Source organism: Pseudoalteromonas sp. SaAl2 (assembly GCF_052947895.1).
Map to the genome: position 1 here is coordinate 1142684 of NZ_CM129605.1, position 25543 is coordinate 1168226.

Sequence of the window (25543 nt, forward strand, 5' to 3'; positions counted from 1 at the left end):
TGAGAGTCTAACTAAAATTGAGAATGAAGTAAGAAACACAACCTTTTTGAATGCTTATGCAATAAATGGGAGGTATATTCAGTCTTCAGACCAAGAACTGACAAATATGAGTAATATAGATAAGAGAAATTTTCAGAAAACAATTTACAATGATGCAGCAAATGGCACCGGTTTTTTTTATGGTCGACATAACCTAGTGCAGGATATTGATTCAAAAGTATTCAGAGAGATATATAAATATCTAAACTCAAAAGAAATTTTAAGTTATATTGAATCTATATCAGGAGTAACTAATTTAAGAAGTGCAAGTGTACAGATAACGCGTTATATATCAGGTAACTTTTTGACACGTCATAATGATGTAGTACCACAAGAAGGTCGTGCAGTCGCATTTGTATTTGGCTTCAGTCAAAATTGGCATCCGGATTGGGGAGGCTTACTACACTTTTTAATAAACAAGGTGACGTAATTGACACTTTCTCTCCTGGCAATAATCTACTAACTTTATTTGATGTAAATATTGCACATTCTGTATCTTATGTAACACCGTTCGCTAAGCATCCACGCTTTTCAATAACAGGCTGGTTTAATACATAGCCCTTTCTATGTAGTTGAGTAACTATATCAACGAGTATTGTGATTCATAAAGCTTTGTAAAAGAAAAGGCATGCTTGTTGATTTACCTAATAACATTGCCACATAGGAATACTACTTTTTACCTGCGTTCCTCTAAATGCATTTTTGAAGGTGGGTACCTCTTTAATTAACTATTTTCATTTCATAAAATCTGGTCACACAACATGCGCTACATTTTTTATGGTATCTAAAGTAGTGCTTTTCCGTGTTTTAAAGCAATTTTCAGTACTAACTTTACACTACTGTTAGTTTACGTAAATTTACCAACAATTAATAAACGCTTAATATAAAACAATAGGTTATGTCTTTTGTTGTAGTGAGTACTTTTCGGGTTTTGTAAATTTGTTAAAGATTAAAAATCTGTTTACTTATGCTTGTATCCATAATCGGTATTTTCTATATAGGGTACTGGTTCCTGTTTTGAAACGTTCCATGTGCAGATCTAAAACTAATAATTCATATATTAATATGACCAGGGATATCAAAGGTTAAATAATAAAGTTTCAAGAGCAGTTAGATTAGCTATAGCTTTTGGCGCAGCATCAACAGCTGCTTTTTCAGCAAATTCGTTTGCAGCTGACGATCAATGTGTAGAAAATGTTGAACGCATTCAGGTAACTGGATCTCGTATCAAACGTACAGATTTGGAAGGGACAAGTCCTGTATTTTCAATTACTCGTAGTGATATTGATGCATCAGGTGAATTATCTGTTGCGGATGTTTTAAGAGACACAAATTTCAACTCTTTTGGTTCTTTCTCAGAGTCTTCGGGTTTTGGTAGAGGTGCACAAGGAACTGCAACTGCTTCTTTACGTGGTATGGGTTCAGGTCGTACTTTAGTACTTGTTGATGGTAAGCGCTTAGCATCATCTCCAGGTTCATCTGGGTCTACAGTGGATTTAAATACAATTCCGTTTGCTGCAATTGAGCGTATGGATTTAGTAACTGATGGTGCATCAGCTATTTATGGCTCTGATGCGGTAGGTGGTGACCAAGAGCCTGTCTCTTTCACATTTGGTACATCAAATGATAAGGGCAATATCATCATGAGCTTAGCGCATGATGTTAAAGATATCATCTATACTCGTGATAGAGACTATTTATCAGCTAACATCGCCGATAACTTCGAAGACTCTACAGGTGTTAGTATGAGTGCTCGTAATATTGAGTACACTGTTAAAAATGCTGCTGGGGATTTCTGTACTGAATACCGTCCAGCACAACATGATGGTGTTAGTTTATGTGATGATCGTTTTGTTGGTATTTTGCCTCACGGCGGTGAAAAATATCTAGACTCTACGGTTTGTCCATTCGACCATACAAAGTTCTCTGCGCAAACGTCTAAACTTGAACGTACCAAATTATATACATTTGGTCGTTACAGTCTGACTGATGATATTGAACTATTAATCTCATCATTAGCGACACGTAAAGCATCATTTGGACGTTTGGCGCCAGCTGCTGGTTCATTTAATGTTACAGGTACAGACCTTGCAGCAGACAGTATTGAGTTAGCTGCAGGTGAAGAGGTTACTTCAGCAAAAGCTAATTGGCGCTTTACTGATAATGGCAATCGTGACGGCCGTACCGAAGAGTTAATGATTGACTTTAAAATTGGTCTTGACGGAGTTACAAACATGGGTAACTGGACAACTGGCTTTCAGCGTAACCTTAACCGTATTAACCAACATGGTTCAGGTTATGTAAACAAAATTTTTGCAGAATAATTTGCGCAAGAAGGTACTTTAACTGACCCACGTTCAATTGCTTTAATGCAGCACACGATTATTATCGATAATAAATCAGACTAAACAAGTGCTTTTGCTGATGTTGGTTTGATAGCTTAGCAGAATTACCAAGCGGTGATTTAGGCTTATATATTCATGGTGAATTTATGAGTACTAATTTTAAACGCACAGTTGACCCCCTTAGTGATGCTAACGTGGTTATAGGTTCAGCGGGTGGCTCAACGATTGGTGATAGAATCAGTAGAGCTGTTGCTGTTGAAGCTTCTTTACCTGTGCTTGATAATTTAGATATTACTTTAGCAGCACGTTATGATAGTTATTCTGATTTTGGTTCAAAAGTATCGCCTCAAATCGATGTGAAATATGACTTTATGGAAGGCTGGGCAGTGCGTTCCAGCTGGGGGAAAGGTTTTGCTGCGCCAACATTTGGTGCCTTATTTTCAAAAGTCAGGGTTTCCCTTGGACATATGTTGAAGGTGAAGGCTGGTCTCAAATTTAACAAAATTCAATTGGTAATAAAGACCTTGAAGCTGAAGAGTCAGAAACATTTAATGTTGACTTGATTGGTGAAATTATTGTTGGTGTTTCATTCACACTAGATTACTATAGCATTACATTTGAGAATGAAGTAACAACTTACGATCGTTATAGAATCTTAGATGATATTGAAGATGGAAATGTACCACTGGCCGGCTCCAAATGGCGTAGAGTTTAATACGTCAGGTTCACCGGAACGTTTCTTCGTGAGCTATGTAAATGATGGTCAAACAAAGCAAACCGGTCTTGATTTTAATATCAACAGTCGCTTCGAAACTGATTTAGGTACGTTTTCTGCTAAACTAGCTTATAGTCATATTTTTGAGTATTTATCACCATATAATGGCGATGAAAATAACCTTGTGGATCTTATAGGCTTAAGAGATCGTCCTCTAGATCGTTGGACAATAATATCAGCTTTAAAAATTACTGAGTCGCTTAATGAAAACGGCTTTATCTATGAGTGCTTACCTGAGTTCATTGAAGGTATTTCTGACGGCTTTTACCAATTTGAATATTTCAACAATGGTGAAGATCAATTTACTTATCTATCGCCCGGAGCAAGATCAATTCTAGGGCTAACTGAGCAAGCGTTAAACAAGTTGGTTTAACGGGGTGTATTTCACCGACAATTGTTGACGAGGATAGAGTGAATATTGCCTGTACATTCAAACGTGCTTGCACAGACACGAATAAAATACAATGTGATTTTCGCTATCGAGAAGGTGAAAAAATAAGCCGTTGCCGATTTATAGTTGTGAAAAATAACCACTGCGAAATCGAAGTTAACGGAACTAGTTGGTTTGGCTTATTGTTGCTGCTTGAAGATGAAGGTCTATTCTCAGATGTTAATAAAGAGCTTAAAGACGCACAGGGAACGAATATTGTTGAAAAAGGGGGATGTCTGGCAACTTTGCAGTGATGATGATTGTTGTTGCTGATTTTAAAAAGCATGTTTCTCATTTTTCAGATTCGATAATCGGCTTATCTTTTAGTTCACTTAAAATGACTCAGTTTAATGACTTTAAAGTGCTCAACATAGGCTGCTCAAATACATTAACTAAAATACTAATAGTAGAAGATAACGAAGTTAACCAACAGTTTGTTAAAAATCAATTAGTGTCTTTAGGCTTTGATGTGGAGTTAAAGTAATGGTGAAATTGCGTATGAAAAATTAAATAAAGGTATATTTAAAGCCATTATCACATATTTTAATATGCCGATTAGTGGTGGCTTAGAATTAACATCAAAAATTCGTTTTAGTACGCGCACAACTATAAGAAATACACCTATAATAGGAATTGCCGCGGACAATTCAACTGAAACCTTAAGAAACGCCAGAAATGTCGGGGTAGATTATGTCATTTGCAAACCTTACTCACTCGATGTACTCCATGCAAAGTTAGTTAAATTAATAGGGACAGGCACATGTCTAAAACTACACAGAGCACATTAAATACCGAAGATGAAACAAGTCTATCTTATTGGATTACGATTTTTGGTAGCGAGCAAGATGCTATTTCTGTGGCAAACGTTTTTTACGATACACTAAACGCTGATTTATCAGCCCTTTTAATAGCCGCTGAAAATAAAGATTTAAATAAATGTGGAGTGTTGTTACATAGAATTAAGGGCTCTATTATGGTGTTAAAAATTGACCATCTACGTATTAAAATTGAAACGTGCGAAGTGAGCATCTCAAATACGAAACAAATAAATAATAGTATATTTACATTAATCCAAGAGCTTTTAATGTTGAATAGGTCAGTAAAAGTGTGGCTTGATCAAATAATATAATAGTGGCTTGGATTAATTTTAAAAAATGCGCTTATAATTTACTTGAATCTATTATCTAATTTAAACTTATCAACGTAGTGAGAGAAAAATGAAAGAAATACGATCATTTATTAAAAGTGCAAGTTTAACTGATTTAGAAAAAGCACAATCTCTAATTGAAAATGCCATTGCTAAATATACACAGCAGCAGCAAGCTAAGCAGGAAGTGTTAGATTTATTAAAAGAAAAGGGCTTAACATTAGAAGACTTACAAGATATAGCGGGTGATAAGCGTACTAAAGTTATGCCAAAGTATCGCATCGAGTTTGAAGGAAAAATAGTCGAGTGGACTGGACGTGGTAAACGCCCTAAAGCATTCCAAGGTGTAGAGCTCACAAAGCACCTAGCATAAAAGTCGATATACCCGTTAATATGCCAATGATTAATTCATTGGTTTTTTTGTTTAAGTTGTATCGATGAGTTATATATTAAGGCCTTATCAACAAGAGGCTGTAGCGCGTACCGTTTCCCACTTTAGAAAAACCGATGATGCCGCATTAATTGTATTGCCAACTGGTGCAGGTAAAAGTTTAGTAATCGCTGAACTCGCCCGTATCGCAAAACAAAAAATTTTAGTTTTGGCGCATGTTAAGGAGCTAGTTGAACAGAATGCTGAAAAATATACTAGCTTTGGTTTTGAGGCGAGCATATTTTCAGCAGGCTTGAAGCAAAAGTCATTAGCTAACCAAGTAACGTTTGCCAGTATTCAGTCTTTATCACGCAACCTAGATAAATTGAATGAGCACTATTCATTAGTGATTATTGATGAATGTCATCGTGTTAGCGATGATGATAATAGTCAGTATGCAAAAGTAATTGCTGCACTTAGATCATTTAATCCAAAATTAAAAGTATTAGGTTTGACAGCGACGCCATTTAGGCTGGGTATAGGTTGGGTATATCATAAGCATTATCATGGGTTTGTTAGGGGGAATAATGAAAGCCCATTTAAAGCATGTATATTTGAACTACCGTTAAGGTATATGATTAAAAATCAGTATCTAACCCCACCAAAAGAAGTGGATGCTGCATTAAGCCATTATGATTTTTCTTCGTTAACGAGTGACTCATTTGGGCGTTATAACCAAGACGATTTAAATAGTTTACTTAGCGCTAATACACGAGCGACGAAGTCTATTTGTAATGATATTTTAACTCTAAGTAACAAGCGTAAAGGGGTGATGATATTCGCTGCAACTGTACGCCATGCGCAAGAAATTTTAAGCTATTTCCCTGCTGAGCACAGTGCCTTAATTACAGGTGAAACTAGCGCTGAACATAGAGATAGGTTTATTGCCGCATTTAAAAGAAAACAATTAAAATTTTTAATTAATGTATCAGTATTAACTACTGGGTTTGATGCACCCCATGTTGATTTTATTGCTATTTTAAGGCCCACAGAGTCGGTCAGTTTATACCAACAAATAGTTGGTCGAGGCCTGCGTCTAAGCGAAGGGAAAACCGAGTGTTTGGTAATTGATTATGCCGGTAATGGTTTTGACTTATTTTACCCCGAAGTAGGAAGTAAAAAAGGCGATAGTGATAACGAGCCTGTCCAAGTAATTTGTCCAGGGTGTGGTTTTGCCAATATATTTTGGGGAAAAACTGATACGCAAGGTAAAGTAATTGAGCATTTTGGCCGTCGTTGCCAAGGTTTACTTGAAGATGATGATGGCTCAAAAGAGCAATGTGATTATCGTTTTAGGTTTAAAGAGTGTGACCAGTGCGGAGCACAAAATGATATTGCCGCAAGACAATGTCAAACATGTGATGCAATGCTTGCAGATCCTGATGACAAGTTACGCGCAGCGTTAAATTTAAAAGATGCATTAGTACTGCGTTGTAGTGGATTAAGTGTACAGCCACTCAATTCAACTAGCGATATAGTTAAACTCACTTACTTTGATGAAGACGGGGCGAGTTGTGATGAGATTTTTGATTTTTCTCATCCTGGAGCTCGGTATATTTTTAATAAGCAGTTTGGTAAGCGAGCTTCACACGGGCAAGTACCTACAGAATATAAAACAGTCAGTGAAGTTATTGCTGATGAATTGAATTTAACAGCTCCGGATTTTGTTATTGCGCGCAAAAGTAAAAAATATGGTTGGAAAGTTGCGGATAAATTGTTTGATTATCAAGGGAGTTTTAGAAAAGCTAACCAGTTAAGTAGGTAAGCACTTAACTGGTATCAAGCTTATTCGGTTTCTAAGCCCCAGCCATCGCCATAGCCATTATGACTATTAGCAATACTTTCTAAGTATTGTTCGGTTTGACCAAGCAAAGTGTGATCTGGCACCATTTGAACTTGCGTGACTACTTCCCAGATACCTGTGTCTTTGCATTGAATAAGTTCAGTGGTTGGCGCTAACTCATCATCACAAATAATTTTAGCAAATTTTTCCGCTTCTACTTTTTGTTCAAATAAAATGTAGAAATCAACTTTGTGCATTTGAGCTAAATCAATACCCGCAGCTGCTATCTCAGTTAGTAATTGGCCATTGTCATCATCAGGAAATTGCATTTAAAACTCTATTCTATTTTCTTAAATTCGTAATTGCTATTGTAACCAAAATAAAGCGACTAAGCGTACTAATTTTCACATTTGAGTTACTGTGTCACGGCATTGGCTTGTGGTACTATTCAGTCTCTTAAAGTTAACTTGTTTTTTAGTAAGGAAATTACTTGCTTAGTCGTATATTTACGCTCATTGCAGCTTTATTTTTTTTCTTATCGTTCAACTTAGTCGCCGCTTCCCATGTGGTAAAAAGTTATGATATTGATGGTATTAGTGGCGAACTTGAAAAAAATGTAGAGTTATATTTAAAGCAACTAGAAGGTGAAAAAGCTACAAGTACACTATTGAGCCATGCTAAAAAGCAAGTTGCCAGTAGCTTAAAAGCATTGGGCTACTACAAACCTGATATCAAGCTTAATTATATTCCACAGTCCCAAGAGCTAGTAGCAATAATCGAGCGAGGCCCTGTCACACGAATTGCGGATATTCGTATCACTGTCAATGGTGATGGTAATGCTGATCCGCAATTAATGGCTGTAGTAAGCTCAATTAAACTAAAGCGAGGTGATATTTTAAACCACAGCCATTACGATGCGGCTAGGAAAAAAATTGAAAGCCAATTGCTTGAACTGGGCTATTTCGATGTTAAGTGGAAAACACACCAATTAGCAGTTTCACTAAAGTTAAATAGTGCTGAAGTCATTTTAACTTTGGATACTGGGGTCAGGTATCAATTTGGTGCGCTAATTTTGGGGCAAAAAACCCCTGCAGAAAAGTACATCCGCTCACTTGCTGAATTTAAGCAGGGCGCGCCATATCAGGCCTCGACGATTTCAGAGTATAACCTTTCACTTTCTACAACTCCTTATTTTAATAGTGTTCGAGTCTATGCTGACATAGCCAACCGTTCAAATAAACAAGTACCAATAAATGTGGATGTGCTGCACAAGCCAGCAAACAGTTTTGAAGTTGGGGGAGGGTTTGACACTGACTTAGGACCGAAAGTAAGGTTCAAATGGTCTAAGCCGTGGATCACAGAAAATGGCCATTACCTTGAAAGTAACCTAAATATAGCGGAAAAACAGCAAGACATATCACTTGGTTATACCGTGCCAGTTGACAATCCTAATGATGATTTATGGCGCTATTCAGCTGGTTATAAACTTGAAGATGAAATAACTGACGATATTTATAGCGAAATATTTACAGCGCAACTTCAGCGCCAATGGTTAACTAGTAGTGATTGGATACGTACGGCATTTATACGCCGTGATTATGAGACGTACCGTTTAGGTGATGATGAGCAAAGCTCTAAGATGTTGATGCCTGGTATTAGTTACGCTAAGAAAAGTACCAAAGGTGGAACGACCCCATATTGGGGGGAGCAATGGCTGATCTCAGCAGAGTTTGGTTTAGATGATGTGTTTTCAACAACCAACATCATTCGCGTACAATTTCAAAATGCATGGTTACGCACTTATTTGGATAAGCATTTGCTATTCTTGAAAGCAAATGTAGGTGCGATGTTTGTTGATGACATAAATAATGTACCTTTATCACTTCGCTTTTACGCTGGTGGAGACCAAAGCGTACGTGGCTTTGCTTATGAGTCAATTTCGCCAGAGGATGAGGAAGGACGCTTAATTGGTGGTAAATACTTACTGTCAGGCACTGTTGAGTATAACTATCAATTCGCACAAAGTTGGCGGTTAGCGCTATTTGTTGACAGTGGTACGGCAACCAATGACTTTTCAGACCGAGTTGAGATAGGCGCTGGATTTGGCTTTCGCTATCTCACGCCTGTTGGACCTGTTAGGATTGATCATGCATGGGGACTAACCAAAGAAAGTAAAAGTACGCGTTTAAGTATTACTATAGGGCCTGAAATTTAATGTTAAAAATGAAAAAAATTACAGCTGTTCTAACTATCTTTATTAGCACCTTACTAGTGATACTGTTTTGTTTGCTATTTACAGCGCCAGGTAACCAGTTAATCGCTTACACGGCGAATAAATTAGTCGACGGACTTGCTATTAATATCAAAAATGGTCGCTTCTTATATAACGACACGTTCGATATAACATATAGATCTCCAAGCTTAGACTTTACCGCAGAGCAACTTAAACTCGATTTATATTGGTGGCACTGTGATGGGGTTTGTGTTGAAAATTTTAGTGCTAAAACAGTTGCTTTAAATATTAAAAGCGTGAATCAAATCCAAACTGAAGAAACTGATGATGTAGCGTCAAGTGAAGAAGTGCTTGAGCAGCCCTCACCAATTAATCTACCTATTGCGCTGTCAGTAAAACGGATTGCTATTAATACTTTTAGTTTGTCACATGCTAGTGCCGATGTGACTGTACAGCAATTTCAGTTAAGTGCTAAAGCTGAAGAATCCTTAGTTACGCTGAGGTCTTTAAGTATTAAACAAGTTGACGTTTTAGTTAAAGAAGTTGAGAAGCCCCCTGCAGACCCTTTAATAGCGCTGGCTCCATTACCAGATATTGAGTTTACTTCACCTATAGCAGCAAATATTGAAGAGATAGCAATAGACTTGGTTCGAATTACTCAAGCTGAGCAGCAACATGAAGTTAAAAGCATTCGTACTGCACTTTCAATAAATAGCAGTGAACTGGTTTTAGAAACGCTTACTGCAGACTACCTGCAATGGCACCTATCAAGCGAGCTAAATGCCAAGCTAAAAGGACGTACACCTTTGAGCGCTAAAATTGAAGTTGCAAGTACAGAACATCAATTAACTTTACTTGCCAAGGGGAATTTATCCGCTTTACAACTTAATGCGACTACGCAAGGTCCTTACCCATTATCTGCTGAGTTACTGACTGATCTAAAAGCGGTAAACTTTCCTTTCACGCTTAAAGCGAATATTGCGCAGTGGCAGTTAAATACTCAAAGCAGCCCGTTAACGGTGAAAAATGTTGATTTAAGTGGTGAAGGTAATGCAGATGACTATGTGGTAGCACTGACTGGGACCAGCCAATTAGGCGCTTACCCAGAGGTAAACCTAAATGCGATGTTGAACGGTGGGTTAACGAAAATAAATGTGGAACAACTGGTTTTAGCTGCAAATGAAAGCAGCGCGACGATAAAGGCATCAGCAAACTGGGAAAATGGTATAAAGAGCCAGTTTTCTGGGCATTTAGACCAACTTAAAGCGCAATACATAACGGATGTAGTCACCAGTAATATTTCTGGTCAATTTGCTGGCTCTTTTAATGCCTCGAATAATAATTGGCAACTAAGCATGCAAGATAGTCAATTAACGGGGGTTATTGATGACGTTAACTTTAACTTTATGTCAGACTTTAATTTAAACAGTGACTTGCATGCGAGTATTAACGTATTTGAGTTAACAAGTGGTGAAAACATATTGTCTTTAGCGGGCAATATCGAACAGCAATGGAATATTGATGCAAAGCTGCATTTAGATAAATCCAAAGAAAAAAAGCTGCCATTCTCAGGAGCAGGTAATGGGAAGCTTTCCATACGAGGAAAACGTTTAGAGCCGAGCCTTAACTTAGATTTAGCCTTGCAAAATTTAAGTTATGAAGACACAGCTGTAGCAGCGTTATCCATTAAGTCTGACTTCAATTATGCTGCTGACTGGCAAACGAATGCCAGTATCAAGTTAACGGATGCTCAGGTTAGAGGACAGCAAGTTAATAGCCTAAATTTAAATGCCACAGGGGACAAAAAAGACCATACAGTACAGCTTGAATTAGATGCTCTCGAAGGAAAAGCCGAATTTGAAATAGCAGGAAAGCTTGTAAATAAAGTCTGGCAGGGGCAGTTAAATGATGTGTTACTGACAGATAAAACAATACAATTAACTGCAACTCCTAAGGTGGCTTTGACTGTTGATACAGATACTGGAGATTTCTCCGTCGCTAAGCACTGTTGGCAAACTGACAATAGTAAGTTATGTATTGATCAGCTTAAGCAGACTAAAAATATGGGCCATTTAGCAGCTAAACTAGATAATTTAGATTTAACAGACTTAAAACACTTATTACCTCAAAACCTAACTACTAAGGGTGGCTTTAATGGGATAGTTGATGCAAAGTGGCAGGCTAAAACCCTAACAAAGTTAACAGCATCACTACAATCAGAGCACCTTGCAGCCACTTTCGTTGATGATGAAAAACGTTATCAGTTACCTATTGAAACTTTTACACTTAACGCAAGTTCTGACGCGGTAAATGGCCAGCTTCAAGCAAATCTTAGCTCTAGCTTGTTAGGAGATATAAGTGCTGATATCTCAGTGCAAGACTTACCTTCAAGTCAGGCATTGTCAGGCAATATAAATATAGATCAAATTTTACTTGCTGATCTGCAACCCTTCATTGGCACTCTCGAACAGCTAAAAGGCGATATTAGCGGTCAAATTGTACTCAGTGGTTCTATCTCCGATCCGTTGTTAAAGGGTGATGTTAATATCGCGCAAGTAAATTTACAAGGTGACCAGCTCCCTGTGTCAGTGGTTGATTCAAATATTGATATCGGTTTTGATAAAACAACGGCTACATTAGATGGTAAGCTTAATGATAGCGAAGGTGGCAACATTACCCTTACTGGCGATATCGATTGGGGAGGGAAAAACCAGCAGTAAACTTAGCCGTAGACGGTGAGCAATTTTATGTTAGAGCACAACAAGGTGTGCTTTTTAAAGTATCCCCAGATCTTCAATTGAGCCTAGCAGATAGTGCATTCAAATTAGCCGGGCAAGTCGTCGTACCTTACGGAAGAATAACGATTGAAGAGTTACCTGAAGGGGCTGTGCAAGTTAGTGACGATGAGATTATTATTGATCAGCAACAAGAACAATCAAAAGCAATGCCATTTGATTATGATATTGCCCTTAAATTAATTGTAGAAAATGATGTGCGTATAGATTCGTTTGGACTCGAATCTAAAATTGCTGGTGACTTAGCTATTAAAATGGATGAACAAACCCCCATGATTGCTACCGGTGAGCTAAACTTACGCGAAGGTACTTACCGAGCATTTGGGCAAGACCTCATTATTACTAAAGGGCAGGTTGGTTTTAGTGGGCCAATAGATAAACCTTATTTAAATATAAAAGCAATTCGTAATCCTGAGAATACCGCAAATGACGTAGTAGCGGGTGTCACACTAACAGGAAATGTTGAGCAACCTTCACTGAAGGTATTTTCAGAGCCAGCTATGGATCAAGGACAATCATTGGCTTATCTTCTAAATGGTCAGCCGCTTGATGAAGGCGATAGTTCAACTGATGCAATGTTAACGCAGTTATTATTAGCACAAGGGGTGAGCCGCAGTGAAGGTATGGTGTCAAAAGTGGGTGAAACTTTTGGCTTATCAGATGTTAGTTTAAGTTCGAAAGGCAGTGGTGATGACACCAAAGTTGAAATTTCAGGTTATGTTGCTCCTGGAATTCAGGTGAAGTACAGCGTAGGCGTGTTCGAGTCCTTAAGCGAAGTGGCTATTCGTTATCAACTCCTCTCTCAATTGTATGTAGAAGTGACCAGTGGCTTAACACAAAATGTCGATATACTTTATAAATTTGATTGGAATGAATGATTAGCTATATGAAATTACTGCTGCTAGTTGGATGTATGTTTATGTTATTACCCAATGCAAAAGCTGAACAATTAACTTTACGTTATAACGCTGGTGGGCACCCTTACGCCATTGAGTTATTACAACTAGCTCTGAGTAAATCAGGTATTACAATTGATCCACAACCAGTTGAACACATCCCAAGTCAAACTCGCGCTATTCGTTTATTAGGTGTTAAAGATGGCATCGACATTGTGTGGAAAGTCACAAACTCTGAATCTGAAAAACAAGCAAAAGCTATCTTGATCCCCATTGTTAAAGGGCTTCTTGGCTATCGAATCCCTTTAGTTCATATTAATAATAAAGAGTTATTTAAAGATGTGCGTCATTCGCGCGAGTTACAGCGTTTTATTTTTGGTTTACGAGAAGATTGGCCGGACGCTGCTATCTTCCAAAGTAACGAGTTAAAAACATCAACCTATGGACAAGGTGCAGATCCATTGCACATGCTGGCAACAGCACGTTTTGATGCACTACCTTATGAAATCTTTGAGGTAACACAACCGCGAGATAAAAATTTAGTAAACGATCAGTATATCGCTATTCATTACCCTAGCGCGGTTTACTTTTTTGTCGCAAATGACAACGTAAAGCTACATGATAAAATCAAGTATGGGTTAGAAATTGCGATTGCCGATGGCTCATTCGATGAACTCTTTTATCACCATTTTGCGTATGCTATTGCTCAAGCTAATTTAAAGCATAGACGTATTATTGAATTAAAAAACCAGCTTCTCCCTTTAAGTGCGCCATTAAATAGTGAACATTATTGGCTTGATAAAAAAGCTGTTAATCAATAACCTGTAGCTATAACTCCCTACAATAAGCTATTTTATGCTAAAAAAACCGTTAGTCGCAGTTCTATTGACGCTGTTAGCTCACACCCCAATAGTGCATGCTAATAAGTCAACAGTGAGTAGTATTTTGGAACACGCAGGCGACTCCCAGTGGCGATCTGTTGAGCCGAATAATGTACTGAAAATAACCCTAGCTACAGGCTCTGCGTATATTGAGCTTAATCCGTACCTTGCCCCTAAACACACACAAAATATAAAATTGTTAGCGCAACAGGGCTTTTATAAAGGGCTCAATGTCTATCGTTTTGTTGAAGGGTTTGTTGCTCAAGGTGGGGATGCCAGTGGCAAAAAAGTAATTACCAAAGCGAGTAAAACACTTCCCGCAGAATTTTATTTAACAACTAAAGCACCTGTGGCTATTACCGAGCTTGATAACCATGATGGCTATGCCCCAATAACAGGTTTTCTCGGTGGTTTTGCCGTGGCACAAAATAAAAACAAGACCGAAACTTGGCAGGTGCATTGTAATGGTATTTTTGCCATGGCTCGGGGTAATGATATTAACAGTGGTGGAACAGAGTTCTATGTAACGATTGGTAACAGCCAGCGCTATTTAGATAGAAACATTACCGTTTTTGGTCGTGTTCTTGAAGGGATGCAGCACTTTAATCGACTTAATAGACAAGCAAACGATAAAGAACCTTTTAACCCAATCACTGATATACAAGTATTGGCTGATATTGCTGAGCACGATAGCAGCCAATTTAAAGTTATGCGAACAGACTCGATGGCTTTTAAAGCGCTAATCGAAGCACGCAAGAACCGCAGTGAAGCATGGTTTGTTGCAACGCCTAATTACATAGATGTATGTGCCATGCCTATACCAACGCAGCGAGTCAGTAAATAAAGCGTAGTCACAAACCGCCTTTATTGGCGGTTTATTTTGACACTAAATGGCACAATATCGTTGTGAGTAGAGCGATATGGGTTGATATCAAGACCACCACGACGAGTATAACGCGCATATACTTCAAGATCCGTAATATTAAGAATACCTGTTAAGTCACTGTATATGCGTTCAACACACTGTTCATGAAATTCATTGTGAGTTCGAAATGAAATCAAGTATCGTAATAAGGATTCTTTACAAATCTTCTCACCAGTATATCGAATAATAATACTCGCCCAATCAGGTTGTGAGGTAATTAAGCAGTTAGATTTAAGTAGATGGCTGTGTAAGGTTTCACTAACGACCTCTTTAGACTCGCTTTTAAGAGTATTTGCGTCTAGATCATAATCGTTAATTTCAATATCTAGATCATCAATACACTCACCGGGTAGTGGTGTGCAAGGAAGGCAATTAAAATCATCTGCACTGTAAAGAGTAACGGCAATTGGCATTGCTACCGCTTGTGATAAATCATTTGTTAAAGCACTTTTTACCTGCTCGATACTGTCAAATCGGGTTTGGTTAAAACTATTTAAATACAGCTTAAATGATTTAGATTCAATAATATGACTTGTTTGGCAAGGAAACGCGAAAGTTGCCACAGCAACCATAGGTTTTCCCTTGTTATTGAGCCATGACAACTCATAGCCAGTCCAAATATCTTGCCCTTTGAAAGGCAATTTTGTTTCGTCAATATTTAAATCATCGCGGTTTAGTTTACGGGCGATGGGAAATAACAAACTTGGCGTGTAGGTATCAACGTACTCAGTTGATTGTCCAAGCACACTGCCTTTTAGTTCAGGGGAGTTGCTGTAATCTGTCATGTTGCGTCTTTTGTAGTTACAATACGGGTATTATACCTAAAGCCAATAAGTTTCGCAGTATGTCTATTGTTACCCAATTAGAACAACTCCATAAAAATTTTGCACAGCATAAATTAAGTCAAACCAATGTATTGCCTCAGATTGAACATGACGAAAGCTGGCCAAGCCCAGCAGAAGTAGGCACGCCCAATGATGATGGTTTTATTCAATGGCAGGCAACACGAAGAGAAACCGTTGGGTCGCTCAAGGATTTAGCCGCTGCATTGAACCTAGAGTTCCCTGAAGCACTCAATGAGTACTACGGCGCATTTTACGCAGGCTCAATTATTGCAAAAATTGATGAACATACTATTGAGTTATTACAAACTTGGAGTGAGGATGATTTTGACTTACTGCAACAGAATATAACGGGGCATGTTTTGATGAAACAAAAACTAAAGCAGCCACCTAGTGTATTTATCGGTCTGACAGACCAAGAAGATTTATTGGTTACTGTGTCGGTTGAAAGTGGTGAGGTGTGCTTAGAATATGTGGGTAAAAAAACCTCATCATGTACTTGCACCTAACCTTGAAGAGTTTATAAAAGCACTCAAGGTGTAACCGATAATTTCGCGGAGTAAGTAAGATGTACTCCGCGTATAATATCAATGTTATTGAAAATCCCACGAAATGTTTGATACTAATCCGCATGGTTCACACCTAAAATCAAATAAGCCAAACCACGACTCTGGCAACTTCCAGTCACCGTTGCAGCTCGGACACTTTCTTGCAAGTTCTGACGCTCTATCTTTACCGCCCACACGATATAAATAATAGTAAACGGGCTTATTTGTTAAAAACGTTATGCGTTTAGCAATATCTTTACCACGGCGAGAAAGGTCACTATCAAGATTAGATATTTCATCTAACGCAGGGAATTCACACCGTGTTGCGCCATTAATTTGAATCTGATCGCATGCTTGCCAGTCTTCTTGCCATTTAATTAAGGTTTTATAATCGCCGTTTGCTATAGCGGGGATTTTAAATAATGGCACGGGTAAAAAATCATCGCCACAATAAAGCGGGCTGCAAGTGTGAACATAAGTGGTATATAAAATATACGATGAAGGCTCATGGCATGCATCAGCGCCGTTAGAGTGAATATCTTGGCCTATTACTTTAACTTTTGGTGCAAGTAAGCCGGCATCATGTAATTTATCAATACTGTGTTTGACAAAAGGGCTGTGATTTAATGGATGCATTGCGTTATCAGTCGGGCACATTACCCGAGTAATAAAATAACCATCTTTTAAAACCGTCGGGAATTCTTCACCCATAATTTGACCGTTAAAACGCAACGCATTCACTAAACGGTTAATTGCTTGCTCCGCGTTTTCAAGGGTGGTGTCTTGGTAACAGTCAAAAGTTAAATCAACAACAAACATTGCATTTTCTCAATTAATTTTTTTCTAGCAGCGCTAATAGTTTATCAAGTTTAGCTTCAATACGATCAAGTTGGTTTTCATGTGCGTTGCTATTTTGTTCGGTACTAGGCTGTTTGATTAAACTGTGGATTGAATCAGGATTATTTTTATACTGGCTTACCGCCGCTATAATAATCGGCATGGGTACAGGTTGAGATAATTTATTTTTAGTTAACGCAACTGTAGGGGTTTTGCCTTCTTCAAGAAGGGCTTTTATAGCATCAATAACGATGGAATTCATTAATTTATAAACTCTTAAAATAACGCACAGTACTACAGTGTACTGCGCGGGTATAATATCAATATACTCTGTTTCACTCAATAAAAGCTTGAGTAAGAATCATCAGGTGTTATTGACGAAGCCTTACGTCTAGTTCGTCAATTACTTCGCTCCAATCACCATCTTGCGCTAAAGACTCTGCAATGAAATGCTGTTGCGCTTCATCCCAAAACGGCGCATCTTGTAATAACGTTGTTGCGGGTAGAGAATTTTGCTCAATAAACGAATCTATTTCAGAATCACGACTTGGTAGACCAAGTTGTTTAAACAAGGTGGTAATATCATGCTTCGTGGTATCCATGTCATACTCCTTTAAGGAAGTGTTAGCCTATGGTGAGGTGAGTGAGTTTAACTCTCGCTGAATTTGCATTTTGTTGTGGATAGGAATATACCTATAGATGGTAATACGCAAACAATCAACAATAATAAGGACTGCTTATGACAACCACCATGCAAAATAACGCTTATAGTGTGCAATATATTGCAGCTGAAGACATAAGTGTAGCAGCAAGCTTAATATACCAAGCCTATCATGATGATCCAGTATTGCAGCAATTACTCAATTACTCTGAACAGAACCTTGGCGCTTATGAAAAAAAATTACGCGCGTTGATCCGTGAAGAATTAAATACATTCTGGCAAGAAAAACAGCCATTAATAGGTTTATACAGCAATGAAAGGCTCAAAGCGGTAGCGTGCGTGTTTGAATCTAATAGTCAATTACAAGCGCAGCGTTATTGGCACTGGCGATTAAAATTAATGCTTAGTGCTGGCTATTTACAAACGAATCAATTAATAGAAAAAGAACAAACTATCCGTAATGCGCTAAAAGGGAAAGGAAACTACTACTTTTTAGCCTTTATTGCAGTAGATCCTCACTTTCAAGGGCAAGGGTTAGGAAGGCATCTATTACGAGGCTTAGATGATCTAGTACAAAGTAATACAGCTTCCTCTGGACTAGCTGTGTTTGTAACCCGTCATCAGCACAACACTTTCTTTGAAAGTGAAGGGTTTAAATTACTAAAGAAATTAACGTTTAATAGCGTTGAAGGGGAGCTGCTGTTTAAATAAGTTGGCAGACTAACTCTTTAAATTCTCACACCAGTAAAGTGTTGGCCTCGGTGTGGGGTGATGGAATGAATTAAAACTCAAGAAGCTGCACAGGCAAGCTTCTTGATAAAATGATGTGGGTTAATTTAAATTATATTTAGCAAATTAAAAGAGTGAATTATCTTTTTTTTTGAATAAGCTCTATAGCATAACCATCAGGGTCTTTGACAAATGCAATTTCGGTTGTGCCACCCTTAACAGGACCAGGCTCTCGGCTTACATTACCGCCAGCAGCTTTTATTGCTTCGCATGCTTTGTAAATATCATCAAATTCAATCGCAATGTGACCATAGGCATTACCTAAATCATAGCTATCGGTATCCCAGTTGTAAGTCAGTTCTAATACTGTGCTATTTTTTTCATTGCCATAGCCAACGAAAGCCAGAGTATAGCGATATTCTTCATTGTCATTACGACGCAGCTCCTTCATACCTAATACTTGCGTGTAAAACGCAATTGACCTTTCTAGATCCGCAACTCGTAACATGGTGTGCAGTAAACGCATTTTGATCCCCTTGGTTTATTTTAAAATTAAATATGTTTAAGACAACGTAATGGTTTAAGTGAATCTTTATTGCCTCACTTTGCCCTTTAGAACATAGATTTCGCCATCAAAACTGCCCTGAATTGTTAATCCTTGTCCAGCCAACTCTTTTAGGTATTCAATATGTTCCTCAGTAATATGCTGGCCCGGAACTAACAGGGGGATGCCTGGTGGATAGGGGGTGACTAACCCCGCACAAATGCGGTTGTTGCTTTTGCCAATGGGCACGGATTCACGCTCGCCATAAAATGCATCGCTTGGAATACAGGCTAAATCTATCGCTGGTAAATTCTCCGGCAAGCGAGAGCGTCTCATTGAAGTTGCCAGCTTCACTTTACCAGAATCGAGCTTTCTTAGTGCGTTGTATAAACGAATGATCTTTGAGCGTGTGCCGCCCAGTGTCAATAAAACTAAAATAGTACTATGAGTATATTTTTCTATTTCAAGTCCAATTTCATCCAGCAGAAATTTATGAATATCCTTTAATGAATAAGGCAATTCGCTAATATCTATAAGAATTTTGAGTGGATCATGACCCATGTTGTCGCCGCTAAAGTGCGGAAATATTTCCATAAAGTCTTGCTTACCAAGCACTTTGATATGCTTGAGCGAGGCCATCTGTTGTTTAAATTCATCCACATGGTTCAACAAGGCGTTGAGCAACTTATAGCCTTCCATCTCCAATTGTTTTTGGCACACGTCAAGTGACGCTATAAGCTGATATTTAGGCGATGTACTGGCGTAAATACTGTAAATCTCTCGAAAAAAATCGGCATCGAAATCGGGATCGTTTACATGAATATAAGAGGCTTGAGAAAATGCCGAGACCACTTTATGTGCTGAGTGAGTAACATAGTCAGCCCCTGCATGAATCGCGGAGTAATTACGTAAGCTTGGGTGAAACAGAGAGTAAGCAAACCATGCTTCGTCGATAAATACTTTTATACCGTGCTTATGGGCAAAACCAACCACTTGTTTTAGATCGCTGAGAAGGCCGTCATACGTACACCCAGTGAGTACCAGTAATTTAGCATCGGTATTTTGTTCAATTACCTGTTTTATGTCGGCCAACGACGGTGGTGCAAAAATGCCATATTTAGGGTTTAAAATACTCGATAAATAAATAGGTAAACTGGCTGATTGCAAGATGCCATAGTGCACTGACTTATGGCAATTGCGGTCGATGATCACTTTATCGCCTTTACGCAGCAGTGTTTGCAAGATAATTTTATTTGAAGTAGATGATCCGTTGGTAACAAAGTAGGTATGTTTTACCTCAAATGTTGCTGCAGCGGACTCTTGGGCTCGGCCAATGGTATTAGTGCTGTCTGATAAAGATCCTAACGAATCCACGGAAACAGACAAATCGCCAACGAATACATTACGTCCATAAAACTGATAAAAATCTTTGATATATGGGGAGTTTCTAAAGCTAGAACCACCGCTGTGGCCGGGTGTGTGCCAAGAATCATTTGCTTCGCCAACATAACGGCGATATGCAGTCCAGAATGGGGTTTCTGAACGGTCATCGAAGTCGTTGATCACATAGCCTAAAATCGCTTCTGGATCAGAAATTACTTCATCTTTAAAGAAAAAAGACTCAATCTCCTCAGATTCGTTGATTATCTCCAGACCTTCAGTGTCATCGCCGATAACATAAACCGGCAACTCAAGACGAATCGCCTTTAACTGCTCTATAAAGCGACTATATATTCGTTCGCCAACCTTGTTATGTAGATCCCAGCTTAGTACCACGGCTTGAACATCACCATCTTCCACTATTGTTTCCAATGCTTGCTTAAGCTCAAGACGTTCAATAATATCAATATGAATATCGCTGCGTTCAAAGTTAGGAATTGTTTTCGAGAGGTTCGTTGAAAGCTCTTGCAAGGTGGCTGGCTCTTGCTCAATTAACAAGATACGAAGTAAGGGTAACATAGGCGTTCACGCAATAAAATTTCACAGTGTTCAATAGCATAACTAAAGGATTGAGACTTGTGAAATTAATACTTTGAAATTAACCTATTAATTGCTCTTAAAGCGCTTATATGTATAAGTAGCATGTATTTAAATTGATTTTCAAGAAATTGAAAAATGAATTTAATCAGTTTTATCTTTACTTTTTCTTTGGTGGGGAGTACTCACATAAATCTTCAATAATACAACGGCCACATTTAGACTTGCGGGCGGTACACACATAGCGACCATGTAAAATGAGCCAGTGGTGCACATCAACCTTAAATTCTTTTGGAACTACTTTTTCAAGTTTTTGCTCAACCGCGACCACGTCTTTACCCATAGCAAGCTTGGTACGGTTTGATACACGGAATATGTGCGTATCTTCAGCGATTGTCGGCCAGCCGAGAGATAAGCAAGGTAGTTGTATGGTTGAAAGTATAATAGCACTTGAATTGCTCTGCTTTTCAGTGGCATAGTGGCTAACGCAATAAAATAATATGGATTTTTCATGGCAGAACTTTTAATTCCCCAATCTTTAAAAGAATACTTAGCTAACAATGACGTTACTCCTTTAATTGGTGCGGGTGTTTCGATGTCTGTCGATAATAAAGATGGAAGTAGAGCTTTTCCATCTTGGCCTGAATTGCTTAAAAGGGCTGCAAATAAGTTAAAAGATGAAAACCTAGATGCATATTCTCAAATGGTTAATTTGCAAGTCGAAACTGATATGTATCAAGCAGCTGCTGAAGTTGCTCAAACGCAGCTATCCGGTCGACGTTGGGTTGAATTTCTGAACTCTCAGTTTGTCATTGATTTCAAACAATTTGATGATAGTTGTAAAGCTTTACCTAAGGCTATTTGGCAATTAAGTAATAGGGTTATTACTTTAAACTACGATAAGGTTTTAGAGTGGGCTCATGAAGAGTCTGCCAATTTATGTGTGTTTGATAATGCTAACCATAGTCAATTAGCTGAGTTTACCAGAGCGAATAGCAAAGAAATGCTTTGGCATTTGCATGGTAAAATCGAAAATCCTAAGCATATGGTGCTTACTCCACAATCATATAATCGGCTATACCAAGAAGATGCTGAAAAACATTATCTGGCTGCGCTTATCAAGTTCAAAGAGCTGTTAAGCAACAAGATTATTCTTTTTATTGGTTGCTCACTTGATGATGCGGAGTTGCTAGCTGAAATTGCAAAACAAAATGAATTGTTTGCTGGTAATACTGGTCCTCATTATGCGCTGGTAAGAGAAAGTGATAAGCAGGTAATTGATGCTAAATTGACTGGCATACCAGTTAACACAATTACTTTTAGTGACTTTGGTCAACCGTTAATTGATGCTGTACATCAATTAGTTGAATGCAAAAATCAACAAGAGCAGCAACCAAAAGAATCAATTCAACCACTTAAGGAAGAACCAAATAAGCACGATAAAATTGGTCTATTTACAGCCTCACCTTTAGATAAACCAATAGATGATTCGGATATCATCGCAAAACTTAAAAAGTTTAAATATCCTATTTCGCAACAAGCTTTTACTGAAAGTAACTTAATGGAGGCTGATGATTATTCCATTTTATTTTTATTAGCCAAAACAACGAGTAGTGGATTGTTGATTGAAGACGACAACGCTTGTAGTGATTACTTAGCAATTGATGAACTAGAAAGTAGCTTACCAATTAATGCTAAAATAACAGTGTTGATCACAGATAAACTATTGAATGAGCAAGAACCAGGGCAAGTTAAGTTTCCATTACTGGTTTTTCCACTGTTAAATCAACAAGGCAAAGATCTTAAACCTCTTGATAAATTAGCGCATCAGCTATTTAAAAGGCCGGATGTTAAACACTTCAATGATAAAAGTAATGTTCAATCGGTGCATATTAGCGGTGAGTTACTAGAATCTCTGAAACCAGAAAACCGTCAGCATTGGCATAAGTATCAACCATTACTACCTAAAGGTATTAATACAAGTGAATTGCAAGGCTTTACAGGGCGTTTATCTGATTTAGCGGATATCAGCCAAAAGCTTGCTAAAGCAGCCAACAAACAAAGGTTATTAACAATTAAAGGCAGTGGTGGCTTAGGTAAAACAACAATAGCAAAAAAAGTGGCATTGGAATTAGCGAATCGCGGGCATTTTGATGCAGGTGTGTATTTTATCGATTGTGAACATATCTCAAGTAGCAATCAGCTTGAAATGCATATAGGCAGTACCTTTAATTTACGTGCTGCTGAGGATTTATTTGGTCACTTGTCAAAATACCATGACCAGAAAGAACGTTTGCTAATTTTTGATAACTTAGAAAGTTTATTGTATTTAAAACAAGCGGATAAAAGCCAAAACAAGCAAGAAGTAGAACAAGTTAGGTTATTGTTATCGCAAACCCTAATGTACGCAAATGTTTTGGTGACCTCAAGAGAAAGTATTAATGTAGAATGGGAAGATGTGTTGCCATTTCGGCAAATGGAGTCTGAAGAAGCGTTAGCATTATTTAATCGCCTAACTAAAAACGGTTATCGCAGTGATAAAGATCAAGAGTTTGCGCGCAGAAAGATTTTAGAGCCACTTCTTAATAATAACCCGTTAGCCATTAAGTTAATTTGTGACGGTATGCCAGCGGGTAAAAACTTAAAAGAGTTAAAGCAAGAGTTAGAAGACGACTTTTTTGATAAAGTAAAAGAAGAAGACTTAACTTTAATGTTTGACGATGAAGTTGATATGAATATTAATCGACAAGAGTCTCTTTATGTTTCTATTCTTTATTCTTATGATTCATTGCAAGAGCATCAGAAACGCACATTTGAATCCTTCTCGTTATTTCCAGACGGAATAGACCTCAATACGTTTAAACGCATAATAATAGAAAGCAAAAAAGGGGATAGAAACGAAGAGGTAACTAAGTTGAAAAAGCCGATTAGTGATAAAGATATTGCCGTTCTTACAAATAAATCATTAGTCGAAGCTAATGGTGGGTTTTATTCATTACAGTCGGTTATTCAACGTTTTGCTCGCTTCCAGTTTGAACAACATACGGCAGAAAAAGACAAGCTAGAATTGTTCAGGCAAGCTTTTAGATACAATCAGCAGCTTATGGAGTTTCTTTACAATCTCAAAAACATTAATAAAAAGTCAAATCTAATTTTTTCATCTCTTTTTAATAATTTGATAGCCGCGCTCACTTATGGCACTAAGAGCAATGTAATTAGAAGTGAAGATGAAGTAGAAGGTTACATTGAGATGGTTGAAAACATTGGTGCTTTTTCAATTGAGTTAAATCTGGGTCCTGAATTTTTATCTGCCTACGAAGCAATTAATATTGAAGGGCTTATAACAAAAAGTAATGAACTTCAGGTAAGGCAGGTATCGAAACTCATTAAACTTCTAGCGAGCTATTATAACGGAGAGTTTGATGCTGCTTATGAGGAATTAAAATCTTTAATTACAATTGGGTCGCTATCTACTCTTTCTGCAAAGTATGAAAGAGGTCGAGTGCTTGAAAGTATTGTTTTCAATATCGCAGCAAATCTATATGGGATGGAAGGTTATGTACTTGATAAGATTGTTCATGACATAAAGTTTAATTCATATCGGTTCATCGCTTTGGGCTCGACTGTGCAAGTTGCAACCAATGTTGAACCCTTAATGAGCCTGGTTATAACTGAGTTGGATTACTTTGAGGCACAAGGTTATTTATATGGTGCAATTAATCTAAATCAACTCAATCATTCCATTGATGATCTATATGAAAATCAGCATATGGAAAGGGTGCAGTTAACTTACCTCAAATCTCGTGAAACTTATGTGAGCTATGAAGCTATAGATAAGTTGGTTAGTGTTAACCCTTATACGCGAGGTTTAAAAAAGTTGATGTATGCTTTTTCATGCGAGTATGAGCAGTCATCTGAGCTAGAATATAATGAGCTGAATGAGAATATAATTCGGTATTACCAATCAGCATTACCAGACTTAAGCCATATTAAGTTTTATTATGTGCAAGCTCTTTATTTTTATGCTCGATTTTTACAAAAAGCTGATAGCATAGATTTCGAAACTATTTATGAAAAAGGGTTGGGATTAACTAAAAGGCATCATTATCGATATTGGCAACACAGATTTTTATTATTAAAACAACCCAATTTAGGGCCTTATAAACCAGAAGATTACCCACTACCTGGAAACCCTGATATTTCGTCATTAGTAGAAAAGCAGGCTAAGTGGATAAAACAAACTTATGGTACAAGCTTGAATCCATTCAATCAGGGCAACACTGAGTTAAAAGCGCTTCCAAGTTAAATTTTTCAATAGTATTTTTTAAGTGGGGGAGTTTTATAACTCTCCCTGATAAGTTTTAATTAAGCAGTAAAGTAAGCTCAAATTAGATACTAATTAATGTGACTTAAATTTCAGTCTTGTCTTTAAACTCACACAAGTCTTCAATAATACAGCTGCCACACTTAGGTTTACGTGCTACGCATGTGTAACGTCCGTGAAGAATCAACCAGTGATGTACATCGACTTTAAATTCTTTAGGAACTACTTTTTCAAGCTTTTTCTCAACTTCAACAACGTTCTTACCCATGGCAAACTTGGTGCGATTTGATACTCGGTCTATATGGGTGTCTACAGCGATAGTCGGCCAGCCGAAGGATAATAATAGTAGATGCTTATATTGTATTGATTTACACTGTATATAACAACAGCGGTGAATCAAAA

21 protein-coding genes and 5 pseudogenes are annotated in these 25543 nt (G+C 37.8%); 17 read left to right on the forward strand and 9 right to left on the reverse strand.

Annotated features, from left to right (window positions below):
* The first annotated feature begins 106 nt into the window (after positions 1-106).
* From ACU8V8_RS05570 to ACU8V8_RS05615, 10 genes and pseudogenes are all read left to right on the forward strand, one after another.
* Positions 107-597 (forward strand): annotated as a pseudogene (locus tag ACU8V8_RS05570) (2OG-Fe(II) oxygenase family protein).
* A gap of 683 nt (positions 598-1280) precedes the next feature.
* Positions 1281-2363 carry a TonB-dependent receptor plug domain-containing protein gene (locus ACU8V8_RS05575; protein ID WP_446889059.1) on the forward strand — a complete coding sequence of 361 codons (1083 nt, stop codon included), beginning with the start codon at positions 1281-1283 and terminating at the stop codon, positions 2361-2363.
* A gap of 167 nt (positions 2364-2530) precedes the next feature.
* A complete protein-coding gene (locus ACU8V8_RS05580; protein WP_446889060.1) occupies positions 2531-2947 on the forward strand; it encodes a TonB-dependent receptor in 417 nt (138 codons plus the stop codon).
* Positions 2948-3043: 96 nt separating this feature from the next.
* Positions 3044-3532, forward strand: coding sequence for a hypothetical protein (locus ACU8V8_RS05585; RefSeq protein WP_446889061.1), 489 nt, complete (start codon positions 3044-3046; stop codon positions 3530-3532).
* A 38-nt stretch (positions 3533-3570) separates the two neighbouring features.
* Entirely contained in the window at positions 3571-3843 is a 273-nt protein-coding gene (locus tag ACU8V8_RS05590; RefSeq protein WP_446889062.1) for a hypothetical protein, read from the forward strand.
* Positions 3822-4073 carry a hypothetical protein gene (locus ACU8V8_RS05595; RefSeq protein ID WP_446889063.1) on the forward strand — a complete coding sequence of 84 codons (252 nt, stop codon included), beginning with the start codon at positions 3822-3824 and terminating at the stop codon, positions 4071-4073. The genes ACU8V8_RS05590 and ACU8V8_RS05595 overlap by 22 nt, the downstream gene beginning before the upstream one ends.
* A 7-nt stretch (positions 4074-4080) precedes the next feature.
* Positions 4081-4377, forward strand: a complete 297-nt coding sequence (locus ACU8V8_RS05600) for a response regulator (protein ID WP_446889590.1) — start codon at positions 4081-4083, stop codon at positions 4375-4377.
* Positions 4350-4718, forward strand: a complete 369-nt coding sequence (locus ACU8V8_RS05605; RefSeq protein WP_446889064.1) for a hypothetical protein — start codon at positions 4350-4352, stop codon at positions 4716-4718. Before ACU8V8_RS05600 ends, ACU8V8_RS05605 begins: the two co-directional genes overlap by 28 nt.
* An 88-nt stretch (positions 4719-4806) precedes the next feature.
* The gene (locus tag ACU8V8_RS05610; protein WP_446889065.1) at positions 4807-5109 is read left to right on the forward strand and encodes an H-NS family nucleoid-associated regulatory protein; all 303 of its coding nucleotides are present in this window, start codon (positions 4807-4809) and stop codon (positions 5107-5109) included.
* Positions 5110-5173: 64 nt separating this feature from the next.
* Complete coding sequence (locus ACU8V8_RS05615; protein WP_446889066.1) at positions 5174-6931, forward strand: DEAD/DEAH box helicase; 1758 nt, start codon at positions 5174-5176, stop codon at positions 6929-6931.
* A 20-nt stretch (positions 6932-6951) separates the two neighbouring features.
* Here ACU8V8_RS05615 and ACU8V8_RS05620 read toward each other — a convergent pair whose 3' ends face one another.
* The gene (locus ACU8V8_RS05620; protein ID WP_446889067.1) at positions 6952-7278 is read right to left on the reverse strand and encodes a ribonuclease E inhibitor RraB; all 327 of its coding nucleotides are present in this window, start codon (positions 7276-7278) and stop codon (positions 6952-6954) included.
* 161 nt (positions 7279-7439) lie between these two features.
* Between ACU8V8_RS05620 and ACU8V8_RS05625 the strand changes: the two genes are divergently transcribed.
* The 4 genes and pseudogenes from ACU8V8_RS05625 to ACU8V8_RS05640 all read left to right on the forward strand — a co-directional run bounded on the left by ACU8V8_RS05625 (position 7440) and on the right by ACU8V8_RS05640 (position 14598).
* The gene (locus tag ACU8V8_RS05625; protein ID WP_446889068.1) at positions 7440-9164 is read left to right on the forward strand and encodes an autotransporter assembly complex protein TamA; all 1725 of its coding nucleotides are present in this window, start codon (positions 7440-7442) and stop codon (positions 9162-9164) included.
* Positions 9164-12855: pseudogene (gene tamB / locus ACU8V8_RS05630) on the forward strand (autotransporter assembly complex protein TamB). Before ACU8V8_RS05625 ends, tamB begins: the two are co-directional and overlap by 1 nt.
* A gap of 8 nt (positions 12856-12863) precedes the next feature.
* The gene (locus ACU8V8_RS05635) at positions 12864-13694 is read left to right on the forward strand and encodes a hypothetical protein (protein WP_446889069.1); all 831 of its coding nucleotides are present in this window, start codon (positions 12864-12866) and stop codon (positions 13692-13694) included.
* Between the two features lie 34 nt (positions 13695-13728).
* Positions 13729-14598 carry a peptidylprolyl isomerase gene (locus ACU8V8_RS05640; protein ID WP_446889070.1) on the forward strand — a complete coding sequence of 290 codons (870 nt, stop codon included), beginning with the start codon at positions 13729-13731 and terminating at the stop codon, positions 14596-14598.
* A gap of 20 nt (positions 14599-14618) precedes the next feature.
* Here ACU8V8_RS05640 and queF read toward each other — a convergent pair whose 3' ends face one another.
* Positions 14619-15464 carry an NADPH-dependent 7-cyano-7-deazaguanine reductase QueF gene (gene queF, locus ACU8V8_RS05645; protein WP_446889071.1) on the reverse strand — a complete coding sequence of 282 codons (846 nt, stop codon included), beginning with the start codon at positions 15462-15464 and terminating at the stop codon, positions 14619-14621.
* Positions 15465-15523: 59 nt separating this feature from the next.
* Between queF and syd the strand changes: the two are divergent.
* A pseudogene (gene syd / locus ACU8V8_RS05650) lies at positions 15524-16064 on the forward strand (SecY-interacting protein).
* 50 nt (positions 16065-16114) lie between these two features.
* On the opposite strand, the gene ACU8V8_RS05655 reads toward syd, so the two are convergent.
* The 3 genes from ACU8V8_RS05655 to ACU8V8_RS05665 all read right to left on the reverse strand — a co-directional run bounded on the left by ACU8V8_RS05655 (position 16115) and on the right by ACU8V8_RS05665 (position 17508).
* Positions 16115-16888: a Zn-ribbon-containing protein gene (locus ACU8V8_RS05655; RefSeq protein WP_446889072.1), complete on the reverse strand. Its 774-nt coding sequence runs from the start codon at positions 16886-16888 to the stop codon at positions 16115-16117.
* 13 nt (positions 16889-16901) lie between these two features.
* A complete protein-coding gene (locus ACU8V8_RS05660; RefSeq protein ID WP_446889073.1) occupies positions 16902-17168 on the reverse strand; it encodes a hypothetical protein in 267 nt (88 codons plus the stop codon).
* Between the two features lie 109 nt (positions 17169-17277).
* Positions 17278-17508, reverse strand: a complete 231-nt coding sequence (locus ACU8V8_RS05665) for a DUF2789 domain-containing protein (RefSeq protein WP_446889074.1) — start codon at positions 17506-17508, stop codon at positions 17278-17280.
* Positions 17509-17645: 137 nt separating this feature from the next.
* Here ACU8V8_RS05665 and ACU8V8_RS05670 point away from each other — a divergent pair, with 137 nt between their 5' ends.
* Positions 17646-18278: a GNAT family N-acetyltransferase gene (locus ACU8V8_RS05670; protein WP_446889075.1), complete on the forward strand. Its 633-nt coding sequence runs from the start codon at positions 17646-17648 to the stop codon at positions 18276-18278.
* Between the two features lie 157 nt (positions 18279-18435).
* Here the strand turns inward: ACU8V8_RS05670 and gloA are convergent, their stop codons facing one another.
* The 3 genes and pseudogenes from gloA to ACU8V8_RS05685 form a co-directional block, all read right to left on the reverse strand.
* Positions 18436-18822 (reverse strand): lactoylglutathione lyase, encoded by a 387-nt coding sequence (gene gloA / locus ACU8V8_RS05675; RefSeq protein ID WP_446889076.1) that lies wholly within the window; start codon positions 18820-18822, stop codon positions 18436-18438.
* 66 nt (positions 18823-18888) lie between these two features.
* Positions 18889-20799 (reverse strand): aminotransferase class I/II-fold pyridoxal phosphate-dependent enzyme, encoded by a 1911-nt coding sequence (locus ACU8V8_RS05680; RefSeq protein ID WP_446889077.1) that lies wholly within the window; start codon positions 20797-20799, stop codon positions 18889-18891.
* A gap of 178 nt (positions 20800-20977) precedes the next feature.
* A pseudogene (locus ACU8V8_RS05685) lies at positions 20978-21229 on the reverse strand (endonuclease III); the annotation flags it as partial.
* Between the two features lie 99 nt (positions 21230-21328).
* On the opposite strand from ACU8V8_RS05685, the gene ACU8V8_RS05690 reads away from it, so the two are divergent.
* Positions 21329-25123 (forward strand): SIR2 family protein, encoded by a 3795-nt coding sequence (locus ACU8V8_RS05690; RefSeq protein ID WP_446889078.1) that lies wholly within the window; start codon positions 21329-21331, stop codon positions 25121-25123.
* A 103-nt stretch (positions 25124-25226) separates the two neighbouring features.
* Here ACU8V8_RS05690 and ACU8V8_RS05695 read toward each other — a convergent pair.
* A pseudogene (locus tag ACU8V8_RS05695) lies at positions 25227-25490 on the reverse strand (endonuclease III); the annotation flags it as partial.
* Positions 25491-25543 lie beyond the last annotated feature (53 nt).